The organism is Phyllobacterium sp. 22229 (assembly GCF_052056495.1).
GTDB lineage: Bacteria > Pseudomonadota > Alphaproteobacteria > Rhizobiales > Rhizobiaceae > Phyllobacterium > Phyllobacterium myrsinacearum.
Map to the genome: position 1 here is coordinate 166,863 of NZ_JBQEPA010000001.1, position 17,496 is coordinate 184,358.

18 protein-coding genes are annotated in these 17,496 nt (G+C 58.6%); 7 read left to right on the forward strand and 11 right to left on the reverse strand.

Features of this window, described 5'->3' with window-relative positions:
• Positions 1–89: 89 nt before the first annotated feature.
• Positions 90–452 (forward strand): DUF6481 family protein, encoded by a 363-nt coding sequence (locus ACTJJ7_RS00805; protein WP_105732833.1) that lies wholly within the window; start codon positions 90–92, stop codon positions 450–452.
• An 11-nt stretch (positions 453–463) separates the two neighbouring features.
• Here ACTJJ7_RS00805 and ACTJJ7_RS00810 read toward each other — a convergent pair whose 3' ends face one another.
• The 4 genes from ACTJJ7_RS00810 to ACTJJ7_RS00825 form a co-directional block, all read right to left on the reverse strand.
• Complete coding sequence (locus tag ACTJJ7_RS00810; RefSeq protein ID WP_105733136.1) at positions 464–976, reverse strand: DUF1993 domain-containing protein; 513 nt, start codon at positions 974–976, stop codon at positions 464–466.
• Between the two features lie 67 nt (positions 977–1,043).
• Positions 1,044–2,126 carry an ABC transporter ATP-binding protein gene (locus tag ACTJJ7_RS00815; protein ID WP_440964821.1) on the reverse strand — a complete coding sequence of 361 codons (1,083 nt, stop codon included), beginning with the start codon at positions 2,124–2,126 and terminating at the stop codon, positions 1,044–1,046.
• Positions 2,123–3,664, reverse strand: a complete 1,542-nt coding sequence (locus tag ACTJJ7_RS00820; protein ID WP_440965097.1) for an ABC transporter permease — start codon at positions 3,662–3,664, stop codon at positions 2,123–2,125. Before ACTJJ7_RS00820 ends, ACTJJ7_RS00815 begins: the two co-directional genes overlap by 4 nt.
• 210 nt (positions 3,665–3,874) lie before the next feature.
• Positions 3,875–4,885 carry an iron ABC transporter substrate-binding protein gene (locus ACTJJ7_RS00825; RefSeq protein WP_105732830.1) on the reverse strand — a complete coding sequence of 337 codons (1,011 nt, stop codon included), beginning with the start codon at positions 4,883–4,885 and terminating at the stop codon, positions 3,875–3,877.
• A gap of 285 nt (positions 4,886–5,170) precedes the next feature.
• Between ACTJJ7_RS00825 and ACTJJ7_RS00830 the strand changes: the two genes are divergently transcribed.
• The gene (locus ACTJJ7_RS00830; RefSeq protein WP_440964824.1) at positions 5,171–5,464 is read left to right on the forward strand and encodes a hypothetical protein; all 294 of its coding nucleotides are present in this window, start codon (positions 5,171–5,173) and stop codon (positions 5,462–5,464) included.
• An 18-nt stretch (positions 5,465–5,482) separates the two neighbouring features.
• On the opposite strand, the gene ACTJJ7_RS00835 is transcribed toward ACTJJ7_RS00830, so the two are convergent.
• Genes ACTJJ7_RS00835 through ACTJJ7_RS00845 form a run of 3 tightly spaced genes read right to left on the reverse strand, consistent with a single transcriptional unit; the run spans position 5,483 to position 9,390 of the window.
• Positions 5,483–7,615 (reverse strand): peptidase domain-containing ABC transporter, encoded by a 2,133-nt coding sequence (locus ACTJJ7_RS00835; RefSeq protein WP_440964826.1) that lies wholly within the window; start codon positions 7,613–7,615, stop codon positions 5,483–5,485.
• Positions 7,596–8,918, reverse strand: coding sequence for an HlyD family secretion protein (locus tag ACTJJ7_RS00840; RefSeq protein WP_440964828.1), 1,323 nt, complete (start codon positions 8,916–8,918; stop codon positions 7,596–7,598). The genes ACTJJ7_RS00835 and ACTJJ7_RS00840 overlap by 20 nt, the downstream gene beginning before the upstream one ends.
• Complete coding sequence (locus ACTJJ7_RS00845; protein WP_440964830.1) at positions 8,911–9,390, reverse strand: hypothetical protein; 480 nt, start codon at positions 9,388–9,390, stop codon at positions 8,911–8,913. The genes ACTJJ7_RS00840 and ACTJJ7_RS00845 overlap by 8 nt, the downstream gene beginning before the upstream one ends.
• A gap of 734 nt (positions 9,391–10,124) precedes the next feature.
• On the opposite strand from ACTJJ7_RS00845, the gene ACTJJ7_RS00850 reads away from it, so the two are divergent.
• Entirely contained in the window at positions 10,125–10,700 is a 576-nt protein-coding gene (locus ACTJJ7_RS00850; protein WP_440964832.1) for a DUF1349 domain-containing protein, read from the forward strand.
• Positions 10,701–10,717: 17 nt separating this feature from the next.
• On the opposite strand, the gene ACTJJ7_RS00855 is transcribed toward ACTJJ7_RS00850, so the two are convergent.
• Positions 10,718–11,422 (reverse strand): GntR family transcriptional regulator, encoded by a 705-nt coding sequence (locus ACTJJ7_RS00855; RefSeq protein ID WP_158531248.1) that lies wholly within the window; start codon positions 11,420–11,422, stop codon positions 10,718–10,720.
• Positions 11,423–11,586: 164 nt separating this feature from the next.
• Between ACTJJ7_RS00855 and ACTJJ7_RS00860 the strand changes: the two genes are divergently transcribed.
• The 4 genes from ACTJJ7_RS00860 (at position 11,587) to ACTJJ7_RS00875 (ending at position 15,950) form a co-directional block, all read left to right on the forward strand.
• Positions 11,587–13,116: a sugar ABC transporter ATP-binding protein gene (locus tag ACTJJ7_RS00860; RefSeq protein WP_440965099.1), complete on the forward strand. Its 1,530-nt coding sequence runs from the start codon at positions 11,587–11,589 to the stop codon at positions 13,114–13,116.
• Positions 13,113–14,438, forward strand: coding sequence for an ABC transporter permease (locus tag ACTJJ7_RS00865; protein WP_440964834.1), 1,326 nt, complete (start codon positions 13,113–13,115; stop codon positions 14,436–14,438). Before ACTJJ7_RS00860 ends, ACTJJ7_RS00865 begins: the two co-directional genes overlap by 4 nt.
• A 67-nt stretch (positions 14,439–14,505) precedes the next feature.
• On the forward strand, positions 14,506–15,435 hold the full coding sequence (locus ACTJJ7_RS00870) for a substrate-binding domain-containing protein (RefSeq protein ID WP_223615208.1): 930 nt from the start codon (positions 14,506–14,508) through the stop codon (positions 15,433–15,435).
• Positions 15,436–15,596: 161 nt separating this feature from the next.
• Positions 15,597–15,950: a DUF1428 domain-containing protein gene (locus tag ACTJJ7_RS00875; RefSeq protein ID WP_440964836.1), complete on the forward strand. Its 354-nt coding sequence runs from the start codon at positions 15,597–15,599 to the stop codon at positions 15,948–15,950.
• 13 nt (positions 15,951–15,963) lie between these two features.
• On the opposite strand, the gene ACTJJ7_RS00880 is transcribed toward ACTJJ7_RS00875, so the two are convergent.
• The 3 genes from ACTJJ7_RS00880 to ACTJJ7_RS00890 are packed head-to-tail and all read right to left on the reverse strand — an operon-like array spanning position 15,964 to position 17,456.
• Complete coding sequence (locus ACTJJ7_RS00880) at positions 15,964–16,248, reverse strand: hypothetical protein (protein ID WP_105732822.1); 285 nt, start codon at positions 16,246–16,248, stop codon at positions 15,964–15,966.
• Between the two features lie 9 nt (positions 16,249–16,257).
• A complete protein-coding gene (locus ACTJJ7_RS00885) occupies positions 16,258–16,731 on the reverse strand; it encodes a DUF2127 domain-containing protein (RefSeq protein ID WP_440964838.1) in 474 nt (157 codons plus the stop codon).
• Positions 16,732–16,751: 20 nt separating this feature from the next.
• The gene (locus ACTJJ7_RS00890) at positions 16,752–17,456 is read right to left on the reverse strand and encodes a hypothetical protein (RefSeq protein WP_440965102.1); all 705 of its coding nucleotides are present in this window, start codon (positions 17,454–17,456) and stop codon (positions 16,752–16,754) included.
• Positions 17,457–17,496: the final 40 nt, after the last annotated feature.

Consider the following 17,496-nt stretch of genomic DNA (forward strand, 5'->3'; position numbering starts at 1 on the left):
CCGCGCGATGCGGTGCGCTGTCGCGTAAACGGCGTATGCCGGGCGCGCCTCCGGCAGATCCAAACAACCCATACAAGGACTACCCCGGATTGAAACATCTCAATGAATTCGCTGATCGCCGCAAAGCGGCGGCCGAGGCCAAGCAACTGCTTCTCAAAAAGTTCGAAAAAGCACCCAAGCCGACTGACCCGGAGATGCAGGCAAAACGCGCTGAACGGGAAGCCATTGCGGCGGCACGTGCGGCACGGCAGGCAGAACGCGAGCGCATAAAGCAGGAAGAACGTGACCGCAAGCTTGCGGAAGCCGCCGCTGTGTCAGAAGCAGCTGAGGCTGCCGCAAAGGCGCTGCAGGCCGAGTCAAGCAACCGGATCGCCCGCGTCATCGCCGATGAGGCCGAGCGCAAGGCGGAACGCGATCGCCGCTACGCTGCCCGCAAGGCAAGACAGCGCTAACGGCTTCTCCTTTAAGTGCTGTAGGCGCCCAGATAATCCAGCTTGCCGATGGGAACGCCATTGTGCCGCAGGATGTCATGGGCGGTGGTGACGTGGAAAAAGAAGTTCGGCAACGCGAACTGCAGCATGTAATCCTGCCCGCCCAGAAGCGCCTTGTGCGGACCGAAACTCAGGGTAACCTCGCGGCTCTCACTGTCATCGAGCACTGACGTGTCCAGGCCTTCCAGAAAGGCCACGGTCTTGGCGATCCGCGCCTTCAGATCGGCAAAACTCACTTCATCATCGGGAAAACTTGGCGCTTTGACATCGGTCAGGCGGGTAATCGTCGCCTTGGAGGTGTCGCTCGCCCGTTGAACCTGTCCCGAAAACGGCAGCATGTCGGGGGCCAGGCGCGCGCTGACAAGCACGGAAGGATCAATTTTCTTTTCCTGCGCATAGGCTTCAGCCTTGGCAATCAGCGTCGAGAGGATCGAAAAGCCGCGGATATAGACCGGGACTGAAATCTGGTACATCGAAAGCGGCATGGAGGTTCCTTCCGGGAGTGTTCCTGTTGGAGCGATTGCTGCTTCCTAATCTGGAACGGCAACCGCGTCAGGCAAATATATGCGGCTCGCCGAGGACTTCAATGCGCACATGATCCCCGGTTGCAGGAAGATTGACGGCAGAACATTTGATCTGCACCGGCGCGGCCGGCTTGCCGTCCTGCGCACCATGGCTGCCCATGATCGCAAGCATCACGGTGCACACGGCACCGCCGAATTCGATATCGACCACCTTGCCATAACCGGCACTCGCGTCTAGCGAGGTCATGACGTCCTTTTCGGTGACGGCGACAAGTTTCAGCTGTTCGGGGCGCAGCATGATTTCCGCCTTGCCGAGCCGATCGGCAGTATTCGCCACCAAGCGGCCAAAGGCGCAATCGATCCAGCCATTGCCGATTTCGGCTGGCAGGAGAATGGCGTCGCCGAGGAACGAGGCCGTCGTGCGGTCCGACGGGTTCAGATAGAGCGAGCGCGGCGGTCCGGCCTGCACCAGTTTGCCCTGCCGCATCACCGCGACCTGATCGGCAAAGGACAGGGCTTCCGCCTGATCGTGGGTGACCAGAATGGTGGTAATGCCGGCTTTTTTCAGAACAGCCGCAACCGCCTTGCGCATGTTTTCGCGCAGACCCGTGTCGAGGGCGGAAAACGGCTCGTCCAGCAGCATCAGCTTGGGCTGGCGTGCGAGGGCACGGGCAAGCGAGACCCGCTGCTGCTGTCCACCCGACAGCTGATGCGGCCGGCGGTTCAGCATGATGGGGTCAAGCTCGACCATGTCCATGAGGGCAAGGATGCGCTGGCTGCGGTCGGGACTGCGCTTGTCCAGGCCAAAGCCGATATTGTCGGCGACCGTCAGGTGCGGGAACAGCGAGCCATCCTGCGTCACGAAGCCGACACTGCGGCGATGCGCCGGAACGATCGCCGTGCCGTCGGCCAATACGTCGCCATTCAGTGTTACCTGGCCGCTGTCGGGGGCTTCAAACCCGCCGATGAGGCGCAGCAGGGTGGTCTTGCCCGATCCCGACGGCCCGACAACCGCCGTGCGGCTGCCCGCTGCGACCGACAGTGTGACGTCATCGACGGCGGTGGTGACACCGTATCGTTTTGTTACACCGCGAATGTCGAGAAAGGTCATCGTCCAATAATCCGTTTCGATTGGGCATGCAGCAGGAGCGTGAGGGGCAGGGACAGCACCACCATCATCAGTGCATAGGGCGCGGCAGCCGCATAATCAATCTCACTGGTCAGCGACCAGAATTCCGTTGCCAACGTGCGCGTACCATTGGGTGCAAGCATCAGCGTCGCCGTCAATTCGTTGGTGATGCCAAGCGCCACCAATGCGACGCTGGCGGCGGCGCCGGGTGCGGCCAGCCGCATGGTAATGCGCGTGACCGCCTGCACCGGCGTGCGGCTGAGCGCCATGGCTGCCCGCTCCAGTTCGACAGGCGCCTGCGCGATGCTGGCCCGCAGTCCGACCAGGGCGCGCGGCAGGAAGAGCAGCCCATAGGCGAGCAGCAGTGTTGCGGCTGTCTGGTAGAGCGGCAGGACGACGCGCACCGTGATGGTGACAAGCGCGAGCGCAACCACGACACCAGGCAGCGAACCGACATAGTAGTGGCAGGCCTCGAGGGCTCGCTGCATGCGGCCGGGAGCCCGCACTGAAAGCCACGCCATGGGCGTTGCGGCAACGGTGGCCAGAACAGCGCCTGCAACGGCCAGCAGCAATGTGCTTCCAAAGGCGGTGCCGATTTCGTTCAGCTTCCACACCGACGTGCCGCCGGCAATCAGCCAGCGGCCAAGGGTGACGAACGGAACGCCCAGCGCCAGCGCGGTGGTGATCACCGGAATGAGCAGGCATGGCAGCGCCAGCCAGCCCAGCCGGTATTTCGTGATCGGGCGGGCCGATCCCGAACCGACACGCGCATAGCGTTCATTGCCGCGAATCAGCGCTTCCAGCGCCAGCAGGCCCGCGCAGCACAGCACCAGCACGCCGGCCAGCATATTGGCGGCAGGGCCATTGAAGGTTGATTGGAACTGGTCAACGATGGCTGTTGCAAAAGTATCGAAGCGGATCATGACGAACAGGCCGTATTCCGCCAGAAGATGCAGGCCGATCAACAGGGAGCCGCCGCAAATGGCAAACCGCAACTGCGGCAACAGCACCCGGAAGAAAACCCGCCAAGGACTGAGGCCGAGCGATGCGCCGACATCTTCCATGGCCGGATCGACGCGCCGCATCTGTGCCGCAACGGGAAGATAGAGAAACGGGAAGTAAGCCAGAACGGACACAAGAACACCGCCGAACAGGCCATGCAGGCTGGGAGCAATGCTGATCCAGGCATAACTGTGGACAAATGCCGGGACGGCAAGCGGCGCTACCGCCAGCCACGCCCACAGGCGGGCGCCGGGCAGATCCGTCCGCTCTGTCAGCCAGGCAAGGCTGACCGCCAGAACGATCGACAGCGGGATTGTCCAGACTTCCAGCAGCACCGTGTTGACCAGCAATTCGCCGACGCGGGCGCGAAACACCAGGGTGACCACCGTATCCCAGCCGGTCTGGATGGTAACCCAGATGACGAAACCAAGCGGCAGGAGGCTGAGCAGGGCAACAAGCCCGGCAAGCCCGAAAACAGACAAAAACGGCAGGCGTCGCACGGCATGATGCGGGACCAAAGCCAGCTGCGCAGCAGCCGCATCGGGACGTTGGCCGTTTATTGATCCGGTAGACAACAATTCACATTTGCTTTCATACGCACGAGTACCCGCCGGCGGCCAGATTGGCCTTCATACCCGAAGCGGAATCGAACAACACCCCCTGCAAGATCAAATGTCTGTGCAGGAGGTGTCCAGAGTTATTTCATTGCCGGCTAACCGGCGTGGTGGTTACAGCAGGCCCGCTGCCGTCATCAGATCTGTCACCTTCTTGCTGTTCAGCTTGGAAGGTTCCACCTTCGGTGCCTGCAGATCGGCCAGGGGCACGAGGGCGGCATTGGATGCGGCGTCCTTGCCAACGGCATATTCGAAGGAATCTCCATCCTTCAAGACAGCCTGACCAGCCTTGCCGGTGACCCATTTGAGGAACGCCTGGGCATCGTCCTTATGCTTGCTCGAAGCGAGAACACCGCCGCCGGAAATGCTGACAAATGCGCCCGGATCCTCATGCTTGAAGTAATGCAGGGACACATTCTTGGTGTTTTCGCCGGTTTTGGCTTTATCGCCGAAATAGTAATAGTGATAAATCACCGCGCCTTCGATTTCTCCGGCATTGACGGCCTTCATGGCAACGCTGTTGCCCTTGTAGGCGGTGGCATTTTCCTTGAGCCCCTTCAGCCACTTGGCTGTGGTTTCCTCACCCTTGAGTTCCAGGAGTGCGCTGACGATCGCCTGGAAATCGGCACCGGCCGGCGCTGCGCCCCAGCGGCCCTTCCAGCTGGCATCGGCAAGGTCGAGCAGCGACTTCGGCAGCTTGTCTTCAGTCAGCTTATTCTTGTCATAGGCAAAGACGGTGGAGCGGGCGGCAACGCCGGTCCAGCGGCCATGCTCGGGACGGAAATTGGCCGGCACCTGATCAAGCACTGTCTTGTCGAGCGGTGCGAACAGTTTGGCATTGTCGACCAGAACCATCCCGGGGGAGTTTTCCGTCAGGAATGCGTCGGCGGGGGAAGCAGCGCCTTCCTGCACGATCTGGTTGGCCAGCTCCATGTCCTTGCCGTTGCGGATCGTCACCTTGATGCCGGTTTCCTTGGTGAAACCTTCGGCCCACGCCTTGGTGAGGCTTTCATGCTGGGCATTATAAACAACAATGCCATCGGCATTCTGTGCCATCGCCGGAGCGGCGATCAGGGCAACAGCGAGCGCCGCGGCACTTGCAAAAGTCGGAAAGTTGATTTTCATGAAAACCTCTTTGATTTGTATGGTTTGCAGAGCAAATTTCGGTTGCGCCAGCAATGGACCCCGGAACAAGTGAGCCTTACAAAACATGAGCGACGCGGTCAACAAAAAATGGTTGGCGTTCAGAGGCGGAAATGCCGATCACAAAATAGTTATCGCCTGCTTTGGCGGGTGTGATTTGCGTTCCGGCGCAAAGAGGAATCTACTGGTTTTATCCGCAATTTTGCCGCGCTGCAGGCCCGGCACTGCGGTATTGCAAAACTTTCAGTCATATTCAGGGAGTGTGTCATGCCTTTTTCAAGCAGGGACCAACGCATTCACTCCACGACGGACTGGGACATCATGCAGCAGGCCCATGACCGGGCTTCAAAAATGCTCGATCGCTGCCCGAAAACCCACGCTCGCTGCAACCAGCTCGCCCGGATTGTCATTGCGATCTATGAAAGCGGTGTGCGCGACGTGGACGAGCTGGCCGTCATGGCGGCAAATCGCGAATTGAACGTCTTGGCGGAGCGAGGGCATTTTCAGAAGCCGTTCCGCTTCACGCCAGCCGGCGAACGCCCGGAAACCTTGCATTCGTGAGATTTTGCTCCGCAAATCTCACGGGATTGCGCTTGAGGATGTGAATTCCTCAATGCTGCCGTTGTGAATTCTGATTGTTCGATGCGCAAGCGCAATGCTCGATTGCCGGTGCGCCACGATAATTCGCGTTATGGCAAGGCTGGCCAGTGCGCGGTTGATCGTCTTCTCATTGTCTTCGTCAAGATGGCTGGTCGCCTCATCGAGAAACAGGATTTTTGGCTGGCGGTAAAGCGCGCGCGCCAGAAAAATCCGCTGTCTTTGGCCGCCGGACAAAGCGCTGCCCATATCACCCACGAGTGTCTCGTAGGCCATGGGCATACGGTTTATCTCGCCGTCGATGGCAGCAAGTCGCGCGCAGTGGCATACCCGCTCGCTATCATGTTCCGGATCGAAAGCGGAGATATTTTCGGCGATCGTACCGGCGAAAAGCCGGTCATCCTGCAGAACACACGCAACGGCTTTGCGGTAGGCAGATGCGCCGAGGCGGTTGATGTCCTGCCCGTCAATCGACAAATGGCCGTCCTGAACGGCCAGCAGTCCCGCCAGGATCTTCATGAACGTGGTTTTGCCCGCGCCGGATGGGCCCGTCAGAGCAATGATTTCACCCGGATTGATGGTGAGATTGACATTCGTCAGAACAGGCGGATCGCCGTCACTGTAGCAAAAAGTCAAATTCTTGATTTCCAATTTGCCCTGAAATCGCGACATGTCCTGATCGCTGGATGCGGTGCGGGGCGCATCCTCGGGCGCGCTCAATGCGATATCGGCAAGGCGTTCGGTATGCATACCGAGCATCTTGAGCCGGACGGTCAGACCAATCAGCGCAGACACCCGCCCGGTGAACTGGTCCTTGTAGGCAAGAAAAGCAACGAGCATGCCAATGGTCATGGCTCCGTCCATGACGGCTGAAGCTCCCAGCCAGAGCATGATGATGCGGTCAAAACCATCGAGCAGATCACTTGTCGTACCAAAAACCAGATCGAGTTTGCGGATGCGCAGGTCTGCATTGATCGATTCGACCATCAGGTTAAGCCATGCTCCGCGCCGTCGTTCATGCAGATCGAGCGCCTTGAGGCTGGCAATACCCCGAATGGATTCCAGAAAGTGCGAATCTTCTTTGGCTCCCTGCACGATGGCCGCCTCATTGGCCGCCCGATAGGCCGGGTAGGAGACAACGCGAATGAGGGTCTGGATCGCCAGCGTGGCTGCGGCGACCCATGTCAGCCAGCCGCCATAGATCAGCATGAGGCACAGAGAGCCCATGACAACGATGATATCGAGGACCGCCGCAACGATGTCCGTGGTCAGCGCCGACTGAATGGGAACGAGCGAGGAAAAGCGGGACACGACATCGCCGATGTGACGCTTCTCGAAATAAGACAAGGGAAGGCGCAGCAGATGATCGAACAGGCCGGTTGTCCATTGCAGGTTGAGACTTGTGCCCATCAGAAGTCCGGCCCAGCCGCGTGCAATCCCGATCATCGTCTGGAGCAGCAGAAACAGGCATAGACCAATCGCGACGGTCATGAGCAGATCGTGATCGGCCGAGACGACAACCTGATCGATAACGATTTGCGAGCCCACCGGGCTGAGGAGTGCAAAAACCTCCAGGCAGAGCGACAGCAGAAAAAGCTGGGCGAGCGCGCGCTTGAGGCCAGCGACATTGCGGAAGAGATCGCTTAGGCGAATGCGCTCCTTTTCCACCTTTTTCACAAAACCACCAGTCGGCAGCAGTTCCAGTGCAACGCCGGTGAAATGGGCCGAGGCCTGGCTGAACGTGAGAGAGCGTCGCCCGAGCGCAGGGTCGTGAACGACGATCCCCTTTGCCGTTGTCCTTGCCAGGACGACAAAGTGGGAGAAATCCCAATGCAGAATGCAGGGCAGGCGCAGATCGGCAAAATCTGCAACATCGAGACGAATGGCCCTGCTGGCAAACCCCAGTTTTGTCGCAATACGCATCAAGGATGTCAGCGCCGTGCCCTTGATGGAAGCCGCGTGCCTGCGGCGAAGGATGCCGATATCCACCCTGTTGCCGTGAAAACCACAGATCATGGCGAGACAGGCAAGCCCGCATTCGGCCATTTCCGTTTGCAGGATGACCGGCAAGCGATGCCTGAAGCCGAATGAGAGCCTATCCAGCACCGGATTCATTTCTTGCGCGTGATCCCGGCTTGCCGCCAATGCCGCCGCTCAGACTGTAGAGCGGCTCCAATATCCATTCATACAATTTTCTGGTTTCCAGAAAGACATCGGCCTCGACGTCCATGCCGACCTGCAATGGTTCGCGTTCACCATAGGCAAGAACGGTATCCTGCTCCGGCTTGGCGGTGACCCTGTAAAAGCCGCTCGGGAGCTGTTTTCCAGCGATTTGCCCGGCGGCAATGCCTTCGCCGTCCGCCGCGCGCAACGCAACGCGGGAAATCTCTGCAATGGTAGCGGGATACTGGCCGAATTTCTGATAGGGAAACGGCGCATAGCGCAGAAGCACAGGTGATCCTTGCCTGATAAAGCCGATTGCCGCGCTTGAGGCCAAGAAGTGAACTTCCACATGTCCCGATGCCGGTAATATGGATAGAAGCGGTGTGCCTGCACCAACCGTCTGTCCCTCGCGGACAAGCACGGCTGTCACCGTGCCATCCTGCGGCGCCGTCACCAATATTTCCCGGTTGCGCTCCATATCAGCGGTCTGTTGATCAAGAGCCGATATTTGCCGCTTCAACCCGCCGATGACGGAGGCCGCTTCGCGATCGAAGCCCCTGAGCTTGGAACGGGTCTCCTGCAATTTGGCCCGCAACTGGATGGTGTCCCGGCGCAGGTTTTCCAGAAGTGCGCGCTGCCCCATGTAACTTTCCCGCCGCACCTCGAATTCCCGTTGTGCAACAATGCCTTTTTCAACCACGCCCTCCAGCCGGTCGGCAAATTGCTTCAGGGTTTGCGCATAGGCAGCCGTTACGGATATCTGCGCTGCAACCTGCGCAATCTCCCGCTCGAGCGCAGCCGCCTGCTCTTGCAGATTATCCTTATGTTCCTTGTCCAGTTCGACGCGTCGTGCCATCTCCTGCTGCAGTTCGTTTCGCTGCAGGCGGAGCTGGCCGATAATGGCAGCATAGGTGTTTCCATCGGAGGTCGTGCTATCGGTGCTTACCACATACAGGCGGTCGCCTTTATGCACCTCCTGTCCCTCGCTGACCGAGGTTTCAACAATCTGTCCGGCTTGCGGAGCAATCAAGCGCACGACGCCGACGCTGGTCTGCACCGTGCCGGTGAGGCGGACCCTGCGCGTGTATTCGCCAAATGCCACGAATATGCCGATCATTGCGACCGCAACCACCGCACACCCCGTTGCCACTGTTGCGGATATCGGGCGCAATAGTTGCGGGCGCCCGAACCATTTGTGCTTACGGCTGTCGATGGCTTCCTGACGGAAAAGCGCAAGGTTTGCTCTCTCATTCACGGGGGGCAATGCTTATGCGCCGTTCAAAATAGGAATAGGGCAAGAGAATGATTATGGCGACGGATGTATATGGCCACCAGATGAACGCGTAGATTTCGAGGGAAAGAACCGGCAAATAATCCATCGTCATGTTGGTGGCGCAATGAATGACTGTGCAGTAGAAGATTGCCGCGTAAATCCATCTGGCTTTGGCATAAACCAATGATGTAAAAATGTGAAAGCTGGTTGAGGAGACAACGACGGACAAGGTTCCAAGCACTGCAAACACCGGACCGGCACCAAGTTCCAAAGTGTGCTCGTAGACCACCGGTGTCTTGAATACACATTCCAGGCCAAAAAACAGGAAATAGGACGGTATGCGGAACCTGGTGTCGCGGAACAGGACAACGAGGTAAGCCTTGATCAACTCCTCAATCCCGGCCAAAATAAATGTGGTTGATATATCCCAGGCCAAATCCAAAGCAGTGCTCATGGTTCAGGATTGAAGGTGGCACGTGCGTGCGGTTATTTGTGGTTTTCGTCAGTCAATTCTTTCGGTCTGGCCATAAGCTGCGCGATGAAAAAACAGGCGAAAACTCCGGAAAACACGAGTGTTGCTGAAATATAATCTGTATCATCTCGGCAGTATAACGCGCAAAACAGAGTCGAACTTATGATGGATTTCAACGTTAATTTATGAAAATTAGTAAATGTAGAATATTCTAAGCACAAAAGAGCCATGAATGTTGAAAATATTGATAGTAATTTTAGTATTAATATCGCGTTCTGGTGGTTTCCAAACGGAGAGTCCAATACTGTAATTGCTGCCAATGCAAGAAAAACAAGTGCGCTGCAGCCACTCTTTTTATAGTGAGAAAGCATTGGCATACGCGTTGTCCGTAAGATCATTTTTGAAATGAGAACGGCTGGTTATCAATAAAATCACCACTCCCACTCCGCCGTTTTCAATCACATTTGTGAATCCGAGCAAATACCTTGATTGCCTTTCCATCTGTTACACCCGCATAGCCTGACGTACCCCCACGGTATGGCCAAAACCTGCGCGGCCAAGGCGATCGCCGGATGAAGAACCATCTCCATGATGCTCCGATGCACCACCAGTGCCAATTGGTAACCGTACCTATCGCCGCAATGGATTTCAGCGCCGGCAGCAATCTGCTACACCGCATCTGCCGTTTCAGGCCGGATTCGTGTGTGGAGGGAGTGATGACTGACGGGTTCAACTGGCTCAATGCGCCGCCATCCCATCACGGCGATGCGCGTCTGCTCTCGCTTGCGACGGCTGAGAATACTGATTTCTGGCAGCACACCTTCTATGGTTTCGCGCGCGACAATGGCCATGCCTATCTGATGCCGGTCAGCGGCGATTTCAGCGCCCGCGTGACCGTGCGCGGCGACTACCGCGAACTCTACGATCAAGCCGGTCTGATGCTGCGGATCGACGCCCGGAACTGGATCAAGACCGGCATCGAATATACTGACGGCCTCATGCATTTCAGCGTCGTCGTCACCAACCGGATTTCTGATTGGTCCGTCATTCCGCTGCACAGCGCCCGTGTCGACGATGCCGTGCACATCCGGCTGACCCGCCACGATGATGCGGTGCGGGTCCAGTATGCCATCAATGACGCGCCGTGGCAGCTGGCGCGGCTCGCGCCGTTTCCCAAAGACGATGCGTCGGCCGGTATCATGGCCTGTTCGCCGCAGCGGGCTGGCTTTGCAGCCGAATTCCGGGATCTGGAGGTCGGTCCGGCAATCCCGCGCGACCTGCATGCGGATTAGACCGGGCGGCGAGGGGGCTATTCGGCAAAAAGCTCCGGCCGTTTGCTCTGCAGCTGCAGCAGCATTTTGCCCATCTTGGAAATATGCTCTTCCATCGCCGCCGCCGCGCGCTCGACGCTGCTGCCGGCAATGGCATCGACGATAGTCTGGTGCTCTTTCAGCGTTTCGACCATGCGCGTTTCGTAATGCAGGAGCAGCCGCCGCACGCGGTCGATCTGGCTGCGCTCCTTCGCGGCAATCTCGCGCAATCCGGCCAGCCCCGCCGCATCGCAGATCATATCGTGCAATTCCTCGTCGAGCGCGTAAAACCCCTCAAAGTCCCTGGAGTCCGCCGCCTTGCGCTGCCGGTCCAGATTATCGCGCAGGCGCTGCACGATCTCAGCCGAGCTGCGCTCCGCCGCCCGCCGGATGGCTGCCGTTTCCAGGGCAATGCGCACGAATTGGGCTGTCTCGATCTTGTCGAGACGCAGCCGGGCAACGAAGGTGCCGGTTTGCGGATAAATCTCGACCAGGCCTTCGTCGGCGAGGCGGTTGATGGCATCGCTGACCGGCGTGCGCGATACGCCGAGCTGCAGCGCCACCAGCTCCTTGCGGATGGCTTCGCCGGGCGCCAGCTGCGATGAAATGATGGCCTGCCGCAGGATGGAATAGACCTGGTCCTTGCGCGTGACCGCGACGACTTTCTGTTCCCTGAAACTCTTGCCGCCTGACCCCAATTGCACGTTCAACGTTCCCCCGATAGGCCCTGTTGCATGGCGGGAGGCTGAATTCGATTCCTCCGAATGAAGCATTTGACTCCTGCCCAATAACATCTAACATGTTACATATTAACTTGAAAGAATGTTTTGGGAGGAACATTTTGGATAGTCAGCTGCCGATCGTCTCGATGCGCGGCATCAGCAAGTCATTCGCTCATATTGTTGCTCTTCGAAGCATCGATCTCGACATCTATCCGGGCGAGATTCATGCCATCATGGGGGAGAATGGTGCGGGCAAGTCGACGCTGGTGAAAATCCTCAGCGGCGTCCATCGCCGCAGCGGCGGTGACATGCTTGTCCGGGGCCGCGCGGTTGACTTCGCCTCGCCGCGGGAAGCCGAGCACAACGGCATCGCCATCATCCACCAGGAACTCAACCTCATTCCAAGCCTCAGCGTCTGCGAGAATATTTTTCTCGGGCGCGAGCCGCTGATTGGCGGCCTGTTCATCGACCGCAGGCGCATCGAAACGAAGAGTGCCGAACTGCTCGACCGCTTCGGCATCGATATCGATCCGCGTGCCGATGTGGAGAATTTGCGCGTTGGCGAGCAGCAGCTTGTCGAGATTGCCCGGGCATTGTCCCTGAAGGCCGACGTGCTGGTTCTCGATGAGCCGACCTCGGCATTGTCGGAGGCCGAAGCCCAGAGACTGGCAAGCTTTGTGCGGGAACTGGCCCGCAACGGCGTTGCCATCATCTATATTTCCCACCGGATGAATGAAATATTCTCGCTGGCCGACAAGATCACCGTGTTGCGCGACGGCAGCTTCATCGCCACGCGCCGGGCGCAGGATGTGAGCGAGCGCGATCTCATCCGCATGATGGTGGGCCGCGATCTGGCTGCGCCGGAACCCAAGGCGGATGGATCGGGCAGGCCGGTTGTGCTTGAAGCGCGCCATCTCGGCCTGCGCCGCCCGAATTCGCGCGGTAGCATGCACAATGTTGTCGATGATGTGAGCTTTGATCTCCATGCCGGCGAAATTCTCGGGATCGGCGGGCTGCTGGGTTCGGGGCGCACCGAAGTGCTTGAACTGATTTTCGGCGCGGCGACCGGAGAACGCTCCGGTACGATCACCGGCAACGGCACCAACCTTGCCGCCGCTTCCCTGACGCCGCGCCGGTCGGTGGCAAAAGGCATCGCCTTCCTGACCGAGGACCGCAAGGGAACGGGTCTTCTCATGGACGCCGACATCCGGGCCAATGCCGTGCTGCCGTCCTTGCCATGGCTCGCGCCGTTCGGCTGGATCAGCCGCCGGCGCGAGGACCCCGTGGCAGGCCGGATCATCAAAGCGATGCACGTGCGCTGCGATGGCCCGGATCAGAGGGTCGATCAGCTGAGCGGCGGCAATCAGCAAAAGATCGTGCTGGGCAAATGGCTGGAAACCCGGCCAAGCGTTGTCCTGCTGGACGAACCGACGCGGGGGATCGATGTCGGCGCTAAGGATGAGATCTACGAGCTTCTGAAAAAGCTCGCTTTGTCCGGCGTGGCGGTGATCATGGTGAGTTCCGAATTGCCGGAACTTCTTGCGCTCTCCAGCCGCATCCTCGTGATGTGTGAGGGCAGGGCAGCCGGCATTCTTGAGAGCCCGGCATTCTCCGAAGAACGGGTGATGGAACTGGCAACACCCCTGGGCACGGTTCTGACAAAGGATGCGGCATGACACGAACGAGCGAGCAGACCATGCGGTCATCCCAAGGCAGTCTCGGCCGGATCAGGAGCCTCTTGAATGCAACCAAGCTCTACTGGGGATTGGTACTGCTGTTTCTGGTCGGCATTTTCTCATCGCCGGTATCGTCCAAGGGGCACAATATATTCCTGTCCTACGGCAACCTGTCCGATGTTTTCCGGCAGATTTCGGTCACGGGCATTACAGCTGTCGGCATGACGCTGGTGATCCTCATTGCCGGAATTGACCTTTCGGTCGGGTCCGTGCTTGCGCTGGGTTCCGTCGTCTGCGCCATGCTCCTGACCAATGAGGGCTGGTCAGCGGCCTATACCATCGGTATTCCCGCCATTTTCATACTAGCATTCCTTGTCGTGCTGGGAGCGGGGCTGTTCCTTGCCCGGATAGGCGGGCGGTCCGTCGGCGAGCGCGAAAATGACCAGACGCAGCGGAACCGCATCATCGCCCTTGTTGCAATCGTGGCTGCGGCCGCCATTGCCTGGTGGGTCGCCTCCGGTGCAGATGCGAAGGCCGGGGTGCTGCTGGTGCTCGTTGTGGTTCCCGCCGTCGGTTTCATGCTTGGCATGGTCAATGGCCTGGTCATCGTCGGCGGCCGTCTGCAGCCCTTCATCGTCACGCTTGCCATGATGGTGGCGGGGCTGGGGGTTGCCCGCCTGACGGCGGGCCAGAACACGGCGGTCTGGCCGGTCTATACCGGCAGCAACGCAACTGAGAATTTCGAATTCCTGCGCTCGCTGATATTCGGATTGATACCGGTTCCGGGATTGATCTTTGCCGCCATCATTCTCCTGTTCTGGGTGATCCTGAAATACACGAAGTTCGGCCGGTACATCTATGCCATCGGCGGCAATGAAGAAGCGGCGCGGCTCGCCGGCGTGCCGGTCTGGCGGGTAAAGATCAGCGTCTATGCCATATCGGGATATCTCGCGGCGCTCGCGGGCATTCTCTATGTCGCGCAATACAGGCAGGGAAAACCCGATGCGGGCACGGGGCTTGAGCTTGATGCGATTGCGGCCGTGGTGATCGGCGGCACCAGCTTGATGGGCGGCCGCGGCTCGATGATCGGCACGCTCGTCGGCGTGCTCATCTTCGGCTTTCTCAGCAATATCCTGCAGCTCAACAATATCGACAGCAACACGCAACTGGTGCTCAAGGGCATCATCATCATTGTTGCGGTGCTGCTGCAGGAGCGGCGCTCCAGCGGATGGCTGTTTTTTCTCTCCCAGCTCGCGACAGCCGCCCCATCAAGGAAATCCGAGCCCAGCAAGCCAGAAAACCGGCAAGGGCACGGTGATTGAACCGACAACAAGGACTATCAGGGAGGATAGAATGAGACTGACACGCAGACATTTTGCCAGATTGGCAATGGCAACCGCCTTCATCGCGCCGCTGGCGCTGCACATGCCGGGCGCATGGGCCAAGGATAAATATGTCATCGGCTTCAGCCAGACCACGACCGTCGAACCCTGGCGCGTCCAGTTCAATAAGGATCTGGTCGCCGAAGCCAAAAACCATCCGAATGTTGAGCTGCTTGTCGCTGACGGCCAGGACAAGACGGAAAAGCAGGTGGCCGATGTTGAAAATTTCATCCGGCAGGAAGTGGACGCGATCCTGATTTCACCCAAGGAATCGGCTGGCCTGACCGGCGTGGTGGAAAAAGCCATGGATGCCGGCATTCCGGTGATCGTGCTTGACCGCAACGTCGATACCGACAAGTTCACCCAGTGGATCGGCGGCGACAATGTGGTGATCGGTGAAGCGGCGGGACAACACGCCGTGGAATTGCTTGGCGGCAAGGGCAAGGCCAAAGGCACAGTGGTCGAAATCTGGGGTGGCCTCGGCACGCAGGCAAGCCATGACCGCAGCAACGGTTTCCACAAATACACCGATGCGGAGAAGGGCATCACCTATCTCTTGGACAAGCAGTCCGGTGACTGGAAGCAGGATCAGGCCTACAACATCATGGCGACCGCCCTGCGCAACCATGAGGACATCAAGCTGGTCTACGGCCACAATGATCCGATGGCCTATGGTGCCTATCTCGCCGCCAAGGATGCGGGGCGCGAAAAGGACATCCTGTTCCTTGGCGTCGACGGACTGCCGAATGAAGGCGTCCAGTGGGTCAACAAGGGGGAACTCGCCGCAACGTTCCTCTACCCGACACCCGGAGCCGAAGGATTGCGCCAGGCGCTGAAAGTCCTTGCGGGTGAAAAGGTGGAGAAAAAAATCGTCCTTGGCACCGAAACCATCACCAAGGCGAATGCACCGGAGATTCTCAAAAAGAACGGTCTTTGACCGGTTTTTCAGCAAAAGCAGCGAATGACCGCCTTGCGAAAAAGGCGGTCATTCCATGATCAGCCCGGAAATCATCGGGAGCTGATAAAAATACGGGAACAATGTCGCAAACCATCCCGTTCAATCGTCCTAGAACAGTTGAAACGAATGAGGAGATGACAATGTCTTATGTCGATGGATTTGTACTGGCCGTGCCGAAGGACAAGATCGATGCCTATAAGGCGATGGCGCGCGCTGCGGGTGATGTCTGGAAGGAACATGGCGCACTGGCCTATGTGGAATGCCTTGGCGATGACGTTCCCTACGGCGAGCTGACGTCGTTTCCGCGTGCCGTGCAGGCAAAGGACGATGAAATCGTCGTCTTTTCGTGGATTGTTCATGCGTCGCGACAGCAGCGGGACGAAACCAACAGGAAGGCTATGGAGGACCCCCGGCTTGCGAATGATAAATGGGAGATGCCGTTTGATGGCAAGCGTATGATCTATGGCGGGTTCGAGTCCTTCTTGGAGCTTTGACCACCCTGTGACGTCAGCGGGCGAATAGGGTGAGCCCGAGGATAACCGCCGCATAGGCCAGGCACGGAACGAACCACAAAAGGGCCCACGCGCCGAGGCGGCGGTGGGTCAATGCTGCGCCAATCGGTCCGGCAAGGGCGCTGACCGGCCAGCCGCACATCACATAGAAAATCATCCGCGCCTCAGCCGTGATTCCGCCATCCGACGCCATCACCGACATGCCCGCAAAAAGCAATGCGAGCGGAAAGATGAGAAGGCAAAGGATCGATCCGGCGATGAGAGGAATTTTTAGCGGCATCGGCGCAACCTATCGCGAAGCGTGCTTTTGAACCAGCCGGTATTCGTGCCAGATGAGCAGCATGACAAACAGGTCGAAAACCGTCAGCACGATGAGGGCTGCGCTCTGCGTGTAGGAATACCGGTACAGCTGGTAGGCGATGAACAGTCCAAGAACCACGAGGGAAAGCGGATAGGCCCAAAGCTTGTTGCGCAGCAACGCGACGACCAGCAGGGCTTTGATGAGCCCGTGGCTCAGCAGATAAAAAGCATAGAAATGCTGGCTGCTGACGGAGAAGTCGCCGGCAAGCCGTGCAAGGTGCGTCGCGATATAATCATCGGGATCGTCCAGGAGTCTCGTCTGTGTGAACGTGTTCACCATCGCCCGGATGGAGGCCGTGTTGACAACAACCAGGATCAGACCGCCGATACACTCGATGAGCGCATGGGCGCCTTTCAACAGGATGCTGATCTCGAAAATCCGGTGAATGCGCTTCTCGTCCATCAAGGTTTCCGGTTTCGCCGTTACGCCAGGATATTGACGGCGCGCGCCGCGACAAGGGCGATGGTCAGCAGGGAAAGCGAGGCTTCCGCCATCATCAGCAGTTTTGCCCGTGGCGACAGGGGCATCGTGTCGGTCGGCGAGAAAGCCGTCGCATTGGTGAATGACAGAAAGAGGTAATCGATGAAGCCCGGTGACCAATCCTTGAGCCGTTCATCCTGAATGACCATTTGCGGGAACTGGAAATCGCCATAGGTCTTTGATGTCAGACCGCGGCTGGCCGGTCCGCCACGGTCAATGCTCCAGTACCAAAGGGTAAAGGCGATGACATTCGTTACCCATATATTGACCGCATCGATCAGCAGTGTCTGCGCCGACCCGGCGTGACCGCCGAGCAAGGCTCTTACAAGAAAATACAGCGCAACGAAATTCATGAACGTGATCAGGATTGTCAGGCCAAGTGCGGCGCGGCGGATCAGACGCCGCGAACGCCCGACCAGATGAAAATGCTCCTCCGTTGTTGCCTGCCTTGCGCGCGTCTGCACCCATGCGGTTGCCATGGAAAGCGGCGCCAGCAGCAGAAGCTCGATAACCGGCGCGAGCCAGCGCGGTCCCCACGAAAAATCATTCACCAGCAGGAACTGCAATCCGGCGACGACGAGGACGGCGGCGCGCGCCATCCAGAAGTCCAATGCATGGGTCCGCACCGCCATATGCTTTTGACGGATATCCGCGTGAGCTGTCTGCACTTGTTTTCACCCCGTCGCT